We start from the raw sequence: 14,157 nt of genomic DNA, 5'->3' as shown, positions 1-14,157 counted from the left end.
CCTCTGTCCTACCGGACAGAGGGGGTGTAAAGGATCGCTACAGAACGGCATTCCTTCAGCCTCGCCAGCCCTTCAAAACGCCTCCTTCACCCAACCCTTCGAGAACAGCCATCGGTAGGCCCACGGTATCGTCACCTCGGTCGATACCTGGTTCGAATGGGCGACATAGTCGTCATAGACCGGCTGCATCCTGGCGTAGAAGGCAGGGTCGAGCACCGTCATGCCGTTCTCCAGATCGTGGAAGAAACTGCGGTTGTTGAGATTGACCGACGAGATCGTCACCAGCCTTTCGTCGATCATCATGATCTTGGAGTGCAGCACGACATCGGGCGCCTTGAATTCGCGGATGTTGATGCGATTCCCATATTTCTCGACGAACAGCTTGTTGAGCGCGGTCAGCAGCTTGCCGCCAATATCGCCCTTGAGGTCGATGCGGCCGACAATGTCGATCCTGACGCCGCGCGCCAGCGCCCGCTCGATGGCCAGGCTGAGCTTCGGCGTCAGATTAAGGTAGGGATTGACGATCTCGATATGGTGCCGGGCAGTGTCGATCAGCTCGACGAAATAGGTCTCGAGCGCATGGTTGTCCTCGTAGGGCACGGAAATGAAATGGCGCACCGTGCCCGGCGGGCGCCGGCTGTCGGAGCGCACCGGAATGGAGAAGGGTCTTGCGATGTTGGTGTCGGCGTCGCGCAGCCACAATGTCGAGAGATGCGCGGCCAGCGTCTCGACCGTGGCCGGGTCGGCAAACTCGATGTCGAAATCGCTCCAGTTCGAATAGTAGTTGAGCGAGAGGCCGTCGGTCTTGCCGTATTGCTCTAGGTTCGGATAGCGCGACAGGTCGATCGGCTTGTGGAAGAGGAAGCCGTCATGAATGTTGCGGCCGCCGATGATGACGCGCGAGCGGGCGGGATCCTCGGCAAGTGTCGCCAGCATCTTGACGTGATGGGTCTTGTGCAGCTGTGACAGTTGCTCGTCGACCGGCGCGCCGTGGTCGGCCCGCCAACGATATTCCTGCAACTCGACATTGGGATAATCGGCCGCCAGCCGGTGCAGCAGGGCATCGTCCTTGTCGCGCTCCAGCACGTCTGTGACCATGATGCGCACTTTGGTGCCGAGGGCTGCGTGATGGCGGATCAGCCGCTCGATGACGCGGCCGGAAAAATCGGCCTTGAACTCCAGCGACGACAGATAGACCAGCTTGAGTTTCGGCGCGCGCGAGAAATCGAGCGGCAGTTCGGGGTCGGCCTTGTCGAAGGCGCTGTCGGGTAAAGGCGCGCCGAGCAGCGCTTCGACCTTGGCGTTGAAGCCGTCGCGCGACTTGCGCAACAGGCGCGGTAACCCGAGCGGCAGCGAACAGGTCTGCGACAGCCAGCGGCCGGCATAGAAGATGCGGGCGAGTTCATCCAGGCCGGATGGACCGGGCACTGGACAACGCTCGTAGCGGCTGTCGAGCGCGGCTATCGCCGGATAGGCAACCTCTTCGCGCAGGATGGTGAGCGGGGCGCCTGTCGGCGCCAGGCTGGAGCTGAGCTTGAGACTGCAGCGGTTCAGGCCATCGCTGGGGAACAGGCTGGCGGTTTGCCCGGCCGACAGGCGGAGGCGGAAGGCGGCACCGCTCGCCACGCTGCGCGAGCCACCGCCGGCGCGAATCGCCAGCGCCCCGTCGCAGGCGCCCGATATCTCAACCGGCTGCTTTCCCGCCTGGCGCATCACGATCTCGATCGAGCGCGCCTGCAGGCCGGAAAAGCTGAACGTCTTTGGCGCGGAGGGCCGCGCGGCGGCGTTGACATAGAGCGTCTGCCGCGACACGCGCCAACGGCCGTTGAAATGGCCTTCGCCGGTGCCCCTACCTGCCGGCATCTGTTCGGCGCTAACCGGCTTCGCCAGCTGTTCCAGCGTCCGGTAGGTGGCCTGGAAATCGCGGTTGGCGATGGCGTGGCGGTCATGGCCGAACGGACCGGTGCCGTTCGCCCTGTCGATGGCGCCGATCTGGTTGTGGGCGAGCAGCGCCAGGAACTGCCTTTCATAGTCGCTGGCACCGGCATCGCCGAAAAACGCTGCTGCTGCAGTCTGCGGTCCGGGCGTGCCGGCCGATACCGACGGCCGGCCGCAATCCTTCGCATCGGGGAAGAAATCGCAGCTGTGCCGGATCGGGGCGGCGCAACCGACAAGGGCCGCCAGCCCCAGCCCGGCCAGAGCCAGGCAGATGGCGCGGTTCATCCCGTGGCCCCGTTCATCGTCTTCAGCTCAGCCGGGTCGCGCGGCGGCATAAAGCCTTGCGGAAAGACCTTGCAGACGGGAAGTGCGAAAGTGGCGATCAAAAGCTCGGCCTCGCCGCGCACCTTTTTCGGCGCTGTCTTGTCATCACGGATCGCCTTTGCCGAGGCGACGAGCGCGCCGTCGCAGTCGCAATGATTATGGCGCGCGATGTAGCAGGCGTCATGGATTTGGCAGGCGCTGTCGAGGCGATTGACAGGGCGAGCCGAGAGGTCGCCGGTGCGGGTGCCGGGACCGCAGTAATTGCCGAAGACGAAAGGCGACGGGCGGGCCATTGCGATACGGACCGGCTTGGGCAGTTCGGCTTCCGGAACTTCGGTCCATGGATTGGCGCAGGCGGAAAGCGCGACAAGCGGCATGATGGCGAGCACCGCTCGCATTTTGATCCGCACCAGCTTTGCAAAAAAGTGTCCCACCCGGCGCAGCCAATCCTTAATAATAGGCGACATCGCGCTTGTTGCCACACTGGCCGATTTTGTGGCGAGGGCAAGGCGGCGCGGCCATCAGACAAACAGCCCGCGCTCTCTCTCGACTGCCTTGGTGATGAAGTTGGCGACGATCTGCACGCGGCGCAGAGGCCGGACCGATTCATGATAGACCAGCCAGTAGGCGCGGCGGATCGGCGTCACGATGTTGACGGGGATCAGCTCCGGCATCGAGCGGGCGACAAAGGTGTGCAAGATGCCGATGCCGGCGCCCGACCGCACCGCTTCGGCCTGGCCCAGCGCTGAGGAGATGGCGAAGCTGGTGCGCCAGTCCGGGCTGAACTCCGCCGCATAGTCGAGCGAAGGGCTGACGATCAGGTCTGGGACGTAGCCGATCAGCGTATGGTGGCCGAGTTCGGCAGCGGTCTCGGGTAAGCCGTGCGCCTGTGCATAGTCGCGCGAGGCAAACAGGCCGAGCGTGTAGTCGACCAGCTTTCCCGCCACCAGCCTGCCTTCGCTCGGCCGCTCGACGGTGATGGCGATGTCGGCCTCGCGCCGCGACAGCGAGAAGGAACGCGGCACCGGCACCAGCTGGATGGTGAGTTCGCGGTGCAGCGCGGTCAGCGCGCCAAGACGCGTGGCGAGGAATGCAACGCCAAACCCGTCGGGCGCGCCGATGCGCACCGTGCCTGAGATATCGTCGCCTTCGCCCGACACGGCGGAGCGCGCGGCGATCATGTCGGCTTCCATGCGCTCGGCAATGTCGAGAAAGCGCTGGCCGGCCGGCGTCAGCTCGCTGCCGGTGGTAAGCCGGCGAAACAGTTTTGTCCGTAACGCATCCTCAAGCGCTGCGATGCGGCGCGAGACGGTGGCGTGATTGAGTTCCAGCCGCTTGGCGGCGCCAAGGATCTGCCCGGCGCGGGCCACGGCGAGGAAGATGCGGACGTCATCCCAGTTCATGGGGGTGGTCCGGGCTAGCGGCGAACGCGGCGTTCCCGCCCACCCCCCTCTGGCCTGCCGGCCATCTCCCCCGCAAGGAGGGAGATTGGCAGCTCCGCCACCTGCGTCTCTTTTGGTGCGTTGAAGATTTGCGAAGGCGGCGGCCACATCTGATCTCCCCCCTTGCGGGGGAGATGTCCGGCAGGACAGAGGGGGGTGTGACGGAGCGCAACCTTCGGGCCTTTCAGCAATCTGTAATTTGCGGCAATTAATGCACACTCGTCCTTCGTTGTCTATTTCTTGCACAACAGTTGCGTTTCCCCTCGCGTTGCCTTCGCGCCTGCAAAGGGGTTGAATGCGCCATCACAACTCAGGGAGAGAAACCATGATCGAATACGGTCATTTCATCGGCGGCAAGCATGTCGCCGGGACCAGCGGGCGCAAGCAGGACGTCATGCAGCCCATGGACGGCTCGGTGCGCGGCACGGTGGCGCTGGCTTCGCCGGCGGAACTGCGTGCGGCTGTCCTGAATGCCAAGGAAGCACAGATCAAATGGGCTGCGACCAACCCGCAGCGGCGTGTGCGCGTGCTGATGAAGTTTCTTGAACTGGTTGCCCGCGACTATGACGAACTGGCCGATCTCCTGGCGCGCGAGCACGGCAAGACCATCGCCGACGCCAAGGGCGACATCCAGCGCGGCCTCGAAGTGGTCGAAGTCTGCATCGGTGCGCCGCACATGATGAAGGGCGAGTTCACCGACGGCGCCGGCCCCGGCATCGATGTCTATTCGATGCGCCAGCCGCTTGGCGTCGTTGCCGGCATCACCCCGTTCAATTTCCCGGCCATGATCCCGCTGTGGAAGATTGCCCCGGCGCTGGCCTGCGGCAATGCCTTTATCCTGAAGCCTTCCGAGCGTGACCCTGGCGTGCCGATGCGCATCGCCGAACTGTTCCTCGAGGCTGGCCTGCCGGCTGGCGTTCTCAACGTCGTCAATGGCGACAAGGATGTCGTCGACGCCATCCTCGACGATCCTGATATCAAGGCTATCGGCTTTGTCGGCTCGACGCCGATCGCGCATTACATCTACTCGCGCGGCACGGCCGCGGGAAAACGCGTGCAGTGCTTCGGCGGCGCCAAGAACCACATGATCATCATGCCCGATGCCGACATGGACCAGACCGTCGATGCGCTGATCGGCGCGGGCTACGGCTCGGCCGGCGAGCGCTGCATGGCGATCTCGGTTGCCGTTCCCGTCGGCAACGACACCGCCAACCGGCTGATGGAAAAGCTCATCCCGCGTGTCGAAAGCCTCAAGGTCGGCCCGTCGACGGATTCGTCCGCCGATTTCGGCCCGCTGGTCACGGCGCAGGCATTGGAACGCGTCAAGGGTTATGTCGACACCGGCGTCAAGGAAGGCGCCAAGCTGGTCGTCGATGGCCGCGGCTTCTCCATGCAGGGCTACGAGGATGGCTACTATATGGGCGGCTGCCTGTTCGACAATGTAACCGCTGACATGCGCATCTACAAGGAAGAGATTTTTGGCCCGGTGCTGTCGGTGGTGCGTGCGCCGACCTATGAGAGCGCCATCAAGCTCGCCAACGATCATGAGATGGGCAATGGCGTCGCCATCTTCACCCGTGACGGGGATGCTGCTCGTGATTTTGCTTCGCGCGTCCAGGTCGGCATGGTCGGCATCAACGTGCCGATCCCGGTTCCGATCGCTTACTACACGTTCGGCGGCTGGAAGGCGTCGTCCTTCGGCGACCTCAACCAGCACGGCCCGGACGCGTTCCGCTTCTACACCAAGACCAAGACGGTGACCTCGCGCTGGCCCTCCGGCGTCAAGGACGGTGCCGAGTTCGTCATCCCAACGATGAACTGACCGACGATTTCGAAGATCGGCAAGAAGGCCCGGGTTCAACGTCCCGGGCCTTTCTTTGTACGAAACCGACATTGGCCATCACGTTCAAGCGATGGAACCAAGAGCCTGTCATTTGCCTTAAATTGCATTCCTGCCGTGTGCAGGCCATCAAAATAGCGCCGGTAGCAGCCGGGGTTCTCGTCTGGCGCAAGGAGGTGTCAGATGACACGACGTCTTGTGGCGGCTATGTTCTTTGCGGTGTTCGCGATGTCCGGCATCGCCCAGGCCAAAGCCGATCAATGCGCGGCGCGGACCGACTTGGTCAAGGCGCTCAGCGAGAAGTTCCACGAAAACCAAGCCGCACGTGGCCTGGTGAACCCAAATGTGGTGCTTGAGATCTTCGTCTCCGACCAGGGCACCTGGACCATCCTGGCCACCGACACACACGGCCAAAGCTGCATCATCACGGCTGGCGAAGGCTGGGACGGGGCGGCTATGGCCGCAGTCTTGCCGGGCACCTGATAAAAGAACCGGCCGGAAGTCTGGAGCAGAGACGGAGTTCAGCGTGTAGCGGCCACTTCGGCATGGCCGCGCAGCAGTGCCATAAGGCGTTTGGCGTCCTTGGCGGCAGCCTCTTCGTCACCAGCCAGGATCGAGCGGATTAGCGCGACGTGGTGCTCGGCCGATTCGGCCAGCCCTGTGTCGGCCTTGTAGCGAAACCAGAAGCGGCGGCTGTGGGTCTGCAGGGGCGCGGCCAGACGGGCCGCAAAAGGGTTGTCGGCGGCCATCGCCAAGGCCTCGTCGAGCGCCTTGTCGGCCTGGATGAAGGCCAGCACATTGCCCGAGATGACGGCCTTCTGCATGGCAAGGGCTGCCTCATGAAACAGGTCGGCGGCCTCACGGGTGACGAAGCGGGCGGCCGAGCGCGCCAGCACCACCTCGACGCCGCGCCTGGCATCCAGCACGCGCAGCCAGTCGCCGGGATGTAGCGGGGCAATGGCGATGCCGGCGCGTGGCCTGACATCCAGCAGTCCTTCCCAGGCGAGGCGCTGGATCGCTTCGCGCACCGGCGTGCGTCCTAGCGCCAGCTTCTCGATGAGGGCGCCTTCGGTGACAAAGCTCGCCGGCGCCAGTTCCAACGTCACGATCATATGCTCGAGTACATGGTAGGCCTTGGCAGCGGCCGGCTCGGGGTATGCTGTCTCACTGGATATCAAAGGTGGGCTCCTGATATATCTTACAAATATCATAACTAATTCAGCGTTGACAGCCGGTTTTCAAATAGATATACGGCTGATATATCAGATGGAGAGACGATTATGTGGACCGGAGTTTTCCCCGCCGTCACGACCAAGTTTACTGATGACGACCGCCTCGATCATGCCGAGATGGAGCGCTGCTTTGCTTTGCAGATGGAGGCAGGCTGCGACGGTATCATCGTCTGCGGTTCGCTCGGCGAAGGGCCGATGCTGTCGCATGACGAGAAGATCGAGGTGCTGAAGACTGCCCAGAAAGTTGCAGGCAACAAGCCGGTGCTGCTGACGGTCAACGAGGCGGGCACCCGCGAGGCGGCGAGCATCGCAAAGCGCGCGAGCCGGGAAGGCGCCAACGGGCTGATGGTGGTGCCGAGCCCGATCTATCACACCAACCCGGAAGAGACGGTCGCCGCCTTGCGCGCCGTCGCTCAGGCCGGCGACCTGCCGGTGATGATCTACTCCAACCGCCTCGCCTACCGCGTCGACGTCACCGTCGACCAGATGGAGGAACTGGCCGCCGACAAGCGCTTCGTCGCCATCAAGGAGTCCTCCGACGACATCCGCCGCTCGACAGAGATCATCAACCGCTTCGGCGACCGCTACGATCTGTTCACCGGCGTCGACAATCTCGCCTTCGAGGCGCTGTCGGTGGGCGCCATCGGCTGGGTGGCGGGTCTGGTCGTCGCCTTCCCGCGCGAGACCGTCGCCATCTACCAGCTGATGAAGCAGGGCCGCCGCGAGGAGGCGCTTTCGATCTACCGCTGGTTCCGGCCGCTGCTCGATCTCGATGTCTCGACCTATCTGGTCCAAAACATCAAGCTTGCCGAAGTGCTCGCGATCGACACAAATGACCGCGTGCGCATGCCGCGCCAGCCGCTGTCGGGCGAGCGCCGCAAAGCGGTCGAGAAGAGCGTCAAGGACGCGCTGGCGGTACGGCCGAAGCTGCCGCAGTTCTGAAGGCTTTCTTCTCCCCATTCACGGGGAGAAGATGGCGGCAGCCGGATGAGGGGCAGCGCCGACGTGCAAGAAAATTCCAGGGACACAGAGGAGGGCCGCCGCCCCTCATCCGCCCTTCGGGCCCCTTCTCCCCGTGAACGGGGAGAGAGGGTAGATATCGCCATTGTCGGTGGCGGCATTGTCGGCATCTGCGCGGCGGCCATGCTGGCCGAGGCCGGGCGCAGCGTCACGGTCTTCGACCGCACCGGCATCTGCGAGGAGACGAGTTCCGGCAATGCCGCCGCCTTCGCCTTCTCCGACGTGCTGCCGCTGGCGCATAAGGGCATGATGCGGCACTTGCCGAAATGGCTTGCCGATCCGCTCGGGCCACTCAGCATCCCGCCGGCCTACCTGCCGAAGCTGTTGCCTTGGCTGTTGCGCTTCTGGCGCGCTGGCGCACCAGAAAAATATGAGGCGAGCCTTGCTGCTCAGGCAGGCATGATGAAGCTCGCCGAGGCTGAATGGATGGGCCTGCTCGACCGTTCCGGCACGCGGCTGATGCTGCGCGAGGACGGCTCGCTGGAGCTTTATGAAAGCGAGGCCGAATTTCAGGCCGGGCTGCCGGGCTGGGCGGCGCGCGAGCGCTTCGGCATCGGCTTTCGCCATGTCGAAGGCGACGAACTGGCGCCGCTGCAGCCGGGACTGTCGCCGCGCTTCATCAAGGGCACCTTCGTGCCGGGCTGGAAGACCGTCGCCGATCCGAAACTGCTCGGCAAGGGGGTGTGGGCCTATGCCGAAAGGCTGGGCGCGCGTTTCGAAAAGGCGCGCATAGAGCGCGTCGCCGCCAATCCTGATGGCGCGACGCTGACGCTGACGGACGGCACGACCAGGCAGGCAAGACATCTTGTCGTGGCCGCCGGGGCATGGTCGCATCTGCTGACGAAGGCGCTTGGCGACACCATCCCGCTCGAAACCGAGCGCGGCTACAACACGACACTGCCGAAGACCGCTTTCGACGTGCAGCGGATGTTGATCTTTTCCGGCCATGGCTTCGTCATCACGCCACTCGAGACGGGCTTGCGCGTCGGCGGCGCCGTCGAGTTGGGCGGTCTCGACCGGCCGCCGAATTTTGCGCGTTCGAAGGCCATGCTGGAAAAAGCCAGACAATTCCTTCCGGGGCTGGACGCGTCAGGTGGCCGCGAGTGGATGGGGTGTCGCCCGTCGCTGCCGGATTCGCTGCCCGTCATCGGCACGGCGCGCACCGCGTCCAACGTCGTCTACGCCTTTGGCCATGGCCATCTCGGCCTGACCCAGGCGGCGGCCAGCGGCCGCTTGATCCGCGATCTTGTTCTCGGGCAAACTTCGCCGATCGATCTTGCTCCCTTCAGCCCGCAACGGTTTTGAGTTCGAGGAAATCATGGCCAAAAAATCCTTCTTTTGCATCGACGGCCATACCTGCGGTAATCCGGTGCGGCTGGTCGCCGGCGGCGGCCCTTTGCTTCAGGGGTCGACGATGATGGAGCGGCGGGCGCATTTCCTGGCGGAGTATGACTGGATCCGCACCGGGCTGATGTTCGAGCCGCGCGGCCACGATGTCATGTCGGGCTCGATCCTCTATCCGCCGACGCGCGAGGATTGCGATATAGCCATCCTGTTCATCGAGACGTCGGGCTGCCTGCCGATGTGCGGCCACGGCACGATCGGCACGGTGACGATGGCCATCGAACACGGGCTGATCAAGCCGAAGACACCCGGCGTGCTCCGGCTCGACACACCGGCCGGGCTGGTCATCGCCGAATACAAACAAGTCGGCGACTATGTCGAGGAGGTGCGCATCACCAATGTACCGTCCTTCCTTTATGCCGAGGGACTGACGGTCGACTGCCCGCAGCTTGGCGAGATCACCGTCGATGTCGCCTATGGCGGCAATTTCTACGCAATCGTCGAGCCGCAGGCGAATTTTCGCGACATGGCTGATTATTCCGCCGGCGATTTCATCGCCTGGAGCCCCGTGGTGCGGCAGCGGCTCAACGAGAAGTACTCGTTCGTGCATCCGGAAAACCCCGGCATCAACCGGCTGTCCCACATGCTGTGGACGGGCAAGCCGACGGTGGAGGGGGCCGACGCACGCAACGCAGTTTTCTATGGCGACAAGGCGATCGACCGCTCACCTTGCGGCACCGGCACCTCGGCGCGCATGGCGCAGCTCCACGCCAAGGGCAAGCTCAAGGCCGGCGACAGTTTTGTCCACGAATCGATCATCGGCTCGCTGTTCAAGGGCAAGGTCGAGAGGGATGTCACTGTTGCCGGCAAGCCGGCCATCATTCCTTCGATCGGCGGCTGGGCCCGGATGACCGGCCTGAACACCATCTTCATCGACGACCGCGATCCGTTCGCGCACGGTTTTGTGGTTAAGTGATACGGTAGGCTGCCGATCATCCACCGAGACCAACTTGGACCCAGAGCGGGACCTCTTGGCGAAACCAGTCAGCGAAAGGTTAGCGCGTTGGGCGAGGCATCCACCGCCATAGTCGGGAAGTAACCCATGTTGCAGCTGGTCAGTACGGAATGTGGCTAAAAAACGAAGCCCGCCAACAACGCAAAGATTCGTCTCATCACCTAATTTTGACCGGGATTTCTGCGAAATGAGGTCGCTGGTCCGGCTGAATCGTCAAAGACATTGCGTTATGCCAATGATAGGGTCCGCGATAGTCCAGGGGTCGGGAGCAAAAAAACGGGCAATCGGAAGGCGTGCCGGCAAAACACGCTCGACGTTTGAAAAATCACGTTGCAATCCGGGCTCGAAACTTTACGACTAGGGGAAATACGAAAAGGAATGCGTCTGCATGGGCGACATTCCAGGGGAGCCATGTACACATGCAGTACTTTGTCCAGCAGCTTATCAATGGGCTGACGCTGGGATCGATCTATGGGCTGATCGCAATCGGCTACACGATGGTCTACGGCATCATCGGCATGATCAACTTCGCCCACGGCGACATTTTCATGGTCGGGGCATTCGCCGCCCTCGTCGTCTTCCTCATCCTCGGCTCCTTGTTCTATTCAGTGCCGGTCGTCCTGGCGCTGCTGATCATGATGATCGTGGCGATGCTGCTCACCAGCCTCTACAACTGGACGATCGAGAAGGTGGCCTACCGGCCGCTGCGCGGTTCGTTCCGGCTGGCGCCGCTGATCACCGCCATCGGCATGTCGATCGCGCTGTCGAACTTCATCCAGGTGACGCAAGGCCCGCGCAACAAGCCGATCCCGCCGATGGTCAGCCAAGTCTACAACATCAACGGCATCAGCGTGTCGCTGAAGCAGATCATCATCGTCGTCGTCACCGCCCTGCTGCTGGCGCTGTTCTGGTACCTGGTCAACAGGACTTCCCTCGGCCGGGCGCAAAGGGCGTGCGAGCAGGACCGCAAGATGGCGGCGCTGCTCGGCGTCGATGTCGACCGTACGATCTCGATCACCTTCATCATGGGTGCAGCGCTTGCGGCCGTCGCGGGCACGTTGTTCCTGATGTATTACGGCGTCATCGCCTTTTCCGACGGCTTTGTGCCGGGGGTCAAGGCCTTCACCGCGGCCGTTCTCGGCGGCATCGGGTCTCTGCCGGGTGCGGTGCTTGGCGGGCTTTTGATCGGCTTCATCGAGAGCATGTGGTCGGCGTATTTCTCGATCGACTACAAGGACGTCGCGGCGTTCTCGATCCTGGCGATCGTGCTGATCTTCCTGCCTTCCGGCATTTTGGGCCGGCCAGAAGTCGAAAAGGTCTGAGACAATGGCGGTTTCCGTATCCTCGGAGCGCGACACCGTCGCCTCCCCCGTGCAGCGTGCATTGCGCGAAGCGTTCTATGCCGGCGCCATCTCGCTGGGGTTGTTCATTCTCTTCATCGGCCTGAAGACCGACCAGAACATAAGCAACCAGCTGATCCTGGTGCAGCGCTGGTTGCTGCTCATCACCGTGGTCGTGCTGACCATGCTTGGCCGCTTCTTCTACATTGCCTATGGCCAGCCGTTCATGGCCAATCAGAAGATCACCAATGTCGCCACCGGCCTGTTGCCGGCGAGCGTCGCGTCGCGCTTCTTCCTGCTTCCGGCCTTCATCGTCGCCGTCGTGCTGGCGGTTGGCCTGGTTGCGTCTGGCAGCGCCCTGCCGGCGTTGGTGGGACCCGATCTGGCCGGCTACCTTCAGTTCCTGCGCGCATTGGCCGTCATTTACGCGCTCGCTTGCGTGATCTTCTATTTCCGCTCCTTCATCCACGCCAATTTCACCAAGCTCGGGATTGCGGCGCTGGTGCTATACCCGATCCTCGTCGTCGTGGTGCTGTCGATCTACGCGTGGTCGATAACCGGCGGCCTGCAGGGCTCGTTGAAGTGGGTCGACAATTTCGGCATCCAGATCCTGATCTATGTGATGCTGGCCTGGGGGCTGAACATCGTCGTCGGCCTCGCCGGCCTGCTCGATCTCGGCTACGTCGCCTTTTACGCGGTCGGCGCCTATGCCTATGCGTTGCTCGGTTCGCAATACGGCCTGTCGTTCTGGATCCTGCTGCCCGCCGCCGGCGCCATGGCCGCCTTCTGGGGCGTTATGCTCGGCTTTCCGGTGCTCAGGCTTCGTGGCGATTACCTGGCGATCGTGACGCTGGCCTTCGGCGAGATCATCCGCCTGGTGCTGATCAACTGGCGTGAAGTCACCAACGGCTCGGCCGGCATCTCCGGCATCCCGAAGGTCACCTTCTTCGGCCTGATGACGTTTAATTCGACCGACCCGAACTACATCGGCAAGGTGCTGCACATCGCCCAGTCGAGCGCCTACTACAAGATCTTCCTCTACTATCTGATTCTCGGGCTGGCGCTGCTGACCGCCTTCGTCACCATCAGGCTCAGGCGCATGCCTGTCGGCCGCGCCTGGGAGGCGCTGCGCGAGGACGAGATTGCCTGCCGCTCGCTTGGCATCAACACCACTACCACCAAGCTCACCGCCTTTGCCACCGGCGCCATGTTCGGCGGTTTTGCCGGCGCCTTCTTCGCCGCACGGCAAGGCTTCGTCAGCCCTGAATCCTTCGTCTTCCTGGAATCGGCGATCATCCTGGCCATCGTGGTGCTCGGCGGCATGGGCTCGCTGGTCGGCATCGCGGTCGCCGCGCTGGTGATGATCGGCGGCACCGAGGCGCTGCGCGAACTCGATTTCCTGAAAAGTGTCTTCGGAAAAGATTTCACCCCGGAGCTTTACCGCATGCTTTTGTTCGGCATGGCGATGGTCATCGTCATGCTGTGGAAGCCGCGCGGCTTTGTCGGCAGCCGTGAACCGACGGCCTTCCTCAGTGAACGAAAAGCGGTCTCCTCCTCCTTCACCAAGGAAGGGCACGGCTGATGAGCGCGACCTCCATTCAGAAGACCAATCCGGGTATGAAAGACGCCATCCTCCAGGTCGAGCATCTTTCGATGAAGTTCGGCGGCCTGATCGCCATCGGCGACCTGTCGTTCCAGGCCAAGCGCGGCGAGATCACCGCGCTGATCGGACCAAATGGCGCCGGCAAGACCACCGTCTTCAATTGCATCACCGGCTTCTACAAGCCGTCGGAAGGCATGATTACGCTCAACCGGTCCGATGGCTCGAGCTTCCTGCTCGAACGGCTGCCCAATCATGAGATCCCGGCGCGCGCCAAGGTGGCGCGCACCTTCCAGAACATCCGCCTGTTCTCGGGCATGACGCTGCTGGAGAATCTGCTGGTTGCCCAGCACAACAAGCTGATGAAGGCATCCGGCTATACGATCCTGGGCCTGTTCGGGATCGGCGGCTACCGCAGGGCCTCGGCTGAATCGGTGGAGCTTGCCAAGCACTGGCTGGAGAAGGCTGATCTTGTCGATCGCGCCGACGATCCGGCCGGCGACCTGCCCTATGGCGCGCAGCGGCGCCTCGAGATTGCGCGCGCCATGTGCACAGGGCCCGAACTTCTGTGCCTCGACGAGCCTGCGGCCGGTCTCAATCCGAAGGAGTCGGCTGCGCTGAATTCGCTGCTGATGGACATCAAGAGTAGTACCTCGATCCTGCTGATCGAACATGACATGTCGGTGGTCATGCAGATTTCCGACCATGTCGTGGTGCTTGAATATGGCCGCAAGATTTCCGACGGCAGCCCGCAATCGGTGCGTACCGACCCGCGCGTCATCGCCGCCTATCTCGGCGTCGACGACGAGGAGGTCGAGACGGTGCTGACCGAGGTCGGCGATGAAGACGTCATCGAGCAGCTGGACATCGGGCCGGATTCGGCTCACGGACCAGGCACATCGTCTTCCTATCTCGCCGGCCCGGTAAGCGACACGATCGGCCACAGCCAGGGCGAGCGGGTCACAGTGTCGAAGGGAGCTTCAAAGGCCACCCAATACGATACAAGAGCCAACTCCGCGCCAAGAGCACCGTCCGAGCGTCTAACGGCCAAGTCCAAGCCGG

The 14,157-nt window shown here is 63.0% G+C and carries 11 protein-coding genes and 1 pseudogene; 8 read left to right on the top strand and 4 right to left on the bottom strand.

The window, feature by feature from the left end; translation table 11 throughout:
* Positions 1-72: 72 nt before the first annotated feature.
* From X728_RS142415 to X728_RS142425, 3 genes are all read right to left on the bottom strand, one after another.
* Complete coding sequence (locus X728_RS142415) at positions 73-2,223, bottom strand: phosphatidylserine/phosphatidylglycerophosphate/cardiolipin synthase family protein (protein ID WP_023832617.1); 2,151 nt, start codon at positions 2,221-2,223, stop codon at positions 73-75.
* Positions 2,220-2,660, bottom strand: coding sequence for a hypothetical protein (locus X728_RS142420; RefSeq protein ID WP_023832616.1), 441 nt, complete (start codon positions 2,658-2,660; stop codon positions 2,220-2,222). The genes X728_RS142415 and X728_RS142420 overlap by 4 nt, the downstream gene beginning before the upstream one ends.
* 123 nt (positions 2,661-2,783) lie before the next feature.
* Complete coding sequence (locus tag X728_RS142425) at positions 2,784-3,665, bottom strand: LysR family transcriptional regulator (RefSeq protein WP_023822438.1); 882 nt, start codon at positions 3,663-3,665, stop codon at positions 2,784-2,786.
* 364 nt (positions 3,666-4,029) lie between these two features.
* On the opposite strand from X728_RS142425, the gene X728_RS142430 reads away from it, so the two are divergent.
* Both X728_RS142430 and X728_RS142435 read left to right on the top strand, forming a co-directional pair.
* On the top strand, positions 4,030-5,526 hold the full coding sequence (locus X728_RS142430; RefSeq protein WP_023684131.1) for a CoA-acylating methylmalonate-semialdehyde dehydrogenase: 1,497 nt from the start codon (positions 4,030-4,032) through the stop codon (positions 5,524-5,526).
* A 201-nt stretch (positions 5,527-5,727) separates the two neighbouring features.
* Positions 5,728-6,027 (top strand): hypothetical protein, encoded by a 300-nt coding sequence (locus X728_RS142435; protein WP_023832615.1) that lies wholly within the window; start codon positions 5,728-5,730, stop codon positions 6,025-6,027.
* Between the two features lie 38 nt (positions 6,028-6,065).
* On the opposite strand, the gene X728_RS142440 is transcribed toward X728_RS142435, so the two are convergent.
* The gene (locus X728_RS142440; RefSeq protein ID WP_050589960.1) at positions 6,066-6,755 is read right to left on the bottom strand and encodes a GntR family transcriptional regulator; all 690 of its coding nucleotides are present in this window, start codon (positions 6,753-6,755) and stop codon (positions 6,066-6,068) included.
* A gap of 69 nt (positions 6,756-6,824) precedes the next feature.
* Between X728_RS142440 and X728_RS142445 the strand changes: the two genes are divergently transcribed.
* The 6 genes and pseudogenes from X728_RS142445 to X728_RS142470 form a co-directional block, all read left to right on the top strand.
* Entirely contained in the window at positions 6,825-7,718 is an 894-nt protein-coding gene (locus X728_RS142445) for a dihydrodipicolinate synthase family protein (RefSeq protein ID WP_023832614.1), read from the top strand.
* Positions 7,719-7,763: 45 nt separating this feature from the next.
* Positions 7,764-9,101, top strand: a complete 1,338-nt coding sequence (locus tag X728_RS142450; protein ID WP_031195796.1) for an FAD-binding oxidoreductase — start codon at positions 7,764-7,766, stop codon at positions 9,099-9,101.
* A gap of 13 nt (positions 9,102-9,114) precedes the next feature.
* Entirely contained in the window at positions 9,115-10,116 is a 1,002-nt protein-coding gene (locus X728_RS142455) for a 4-hydroxyproline epimerase (protein WP_023832612.1), read from the top strand.
* A 458-nt stretch (positions 10,117-10,574) separates the two neighbouring features.
* Positions 10,575-11,477, top strand: a complete 903-nt coding sequence (locus tag X728_RS142460) for a branched-chain amino acid ABC transporter permease (RefSeq protein WP_023668715.1) — start codon at positions 10,575-10,577, stop codon at positions 11,475-11,477.
* 4 nt (positions 11,478-11,481) lie between these two features.
* Positions 11,482-13,077: a high-affinity branched-chain amino acid ABC transporter permease LivM gene (gene livM / locus X728_RS142465; protein WP_023832611.1), complete on the top strand. Its 1,596-nt coding sequence runs from the start codon at positions 11,482-11,484 to the stop codon at positions 13,075-13,077.
* Positions 13,077-14,084, top strand: a pseudogene (locus X728_RS142470) (ABC transporter ATP-binding protein); the annotation flags it as partial. The gene livM and the pseudogene X728_RS142470, both read left to right, overlap by 1 nt.
* Positions 14,085-14,157 lie beyond the last annotated feature (73 nt).

The organism is Mesorhizobium sp. L103C119B0 (assembly GCF_000502235.1).
Lineage (GTDB): Bacteria > Pseudomonadota > Alphaproteobacteria > Rhizobiales > Rhizobiaceae > Mesorhizobium.
The sequence above is the reverse complement of the archived record's forward strand: the minus strand, read 5'-3'. Positions and strand labels throughout refer to the sequence as shown.

Bases quoted from the DNA above. Each gene is read 5' to 3' on its own strand.
- X728_RS142440 (WP_050589960.1), bottom strand. From the start codon at position 6,755: ATGATATTTGTAAGATATATCAGGAGCCCACCTTTGATATCCAGTGAG.
- X728_RS142415 (WP_023832617.1), bottom strand. From the start codon at position 2,223: ATGAACCGCGCCATCTGCCTGGCTCTGGCCGGGCTGGGGCTGGCGGCC.
- X728_RS142460 (WP_023668715.1), top strand. From the start codon at position 10,575: ATGCAGTACTTTGTCCAGCAGCTTATCAATGGGCTGACGCTGGGATCG.
- X728_RS142450 (WP_031195796.1), top strand. From the start codon at position 7,764: ATGAGGGGCAGCGCCGACGTGCAAGAAAATTCCAGGGACACAGAGGAG.
- X728_RS142425 (WP_023822438.1), bottom strand. From the start codon at position 3,665: ATGAACTGGGATGACGTCCGCATCTTCCTCGCCGTGGCCCGCGCCGGG.
- X728_RS142455 (WP_023832612.1), top strand. From the start codon at position 9,115: ATGGCCAAAAAATCCTTCTTTTGCATCGACGGCCATACCTGCGGTAAT.
- X728_RS142430 (WP_023684131.1), top strand. From the start codon at position 4,030: ATGATCGAATACGGTCATTTCATCGGCGGCAAGCATGTCGCCGGGACC.
- livM (WP_023832611.1), top strand. From the start codon at position 11,482: ATGGCGGTTTCCGTATCCTCGGAGCGCGACACCGTCGCCTCCCCCGTG.
- X728_RS142445 (WP_023832614.1), top strand. From the start codon at position 6,825: ATGTGGACCGGAGTTTTCCCCGCCGTCACGACCAAGTTTACTGATGAC.
- X728_RS142420 (WP_023832616.1), bottom strand. From the start codon at position 2,660: ATGCGAGCGGTGCTCGCCATCATGCCGCTTGTCGCGCTTTCCGCCTGC.
- X728_RS142435 (WP_023832615.1), top strand. From the start codon at position 5,728: ATGACACGACGTCTTGTGGCGGCTATGTTCTTTGCGGTGTTCGCGATG.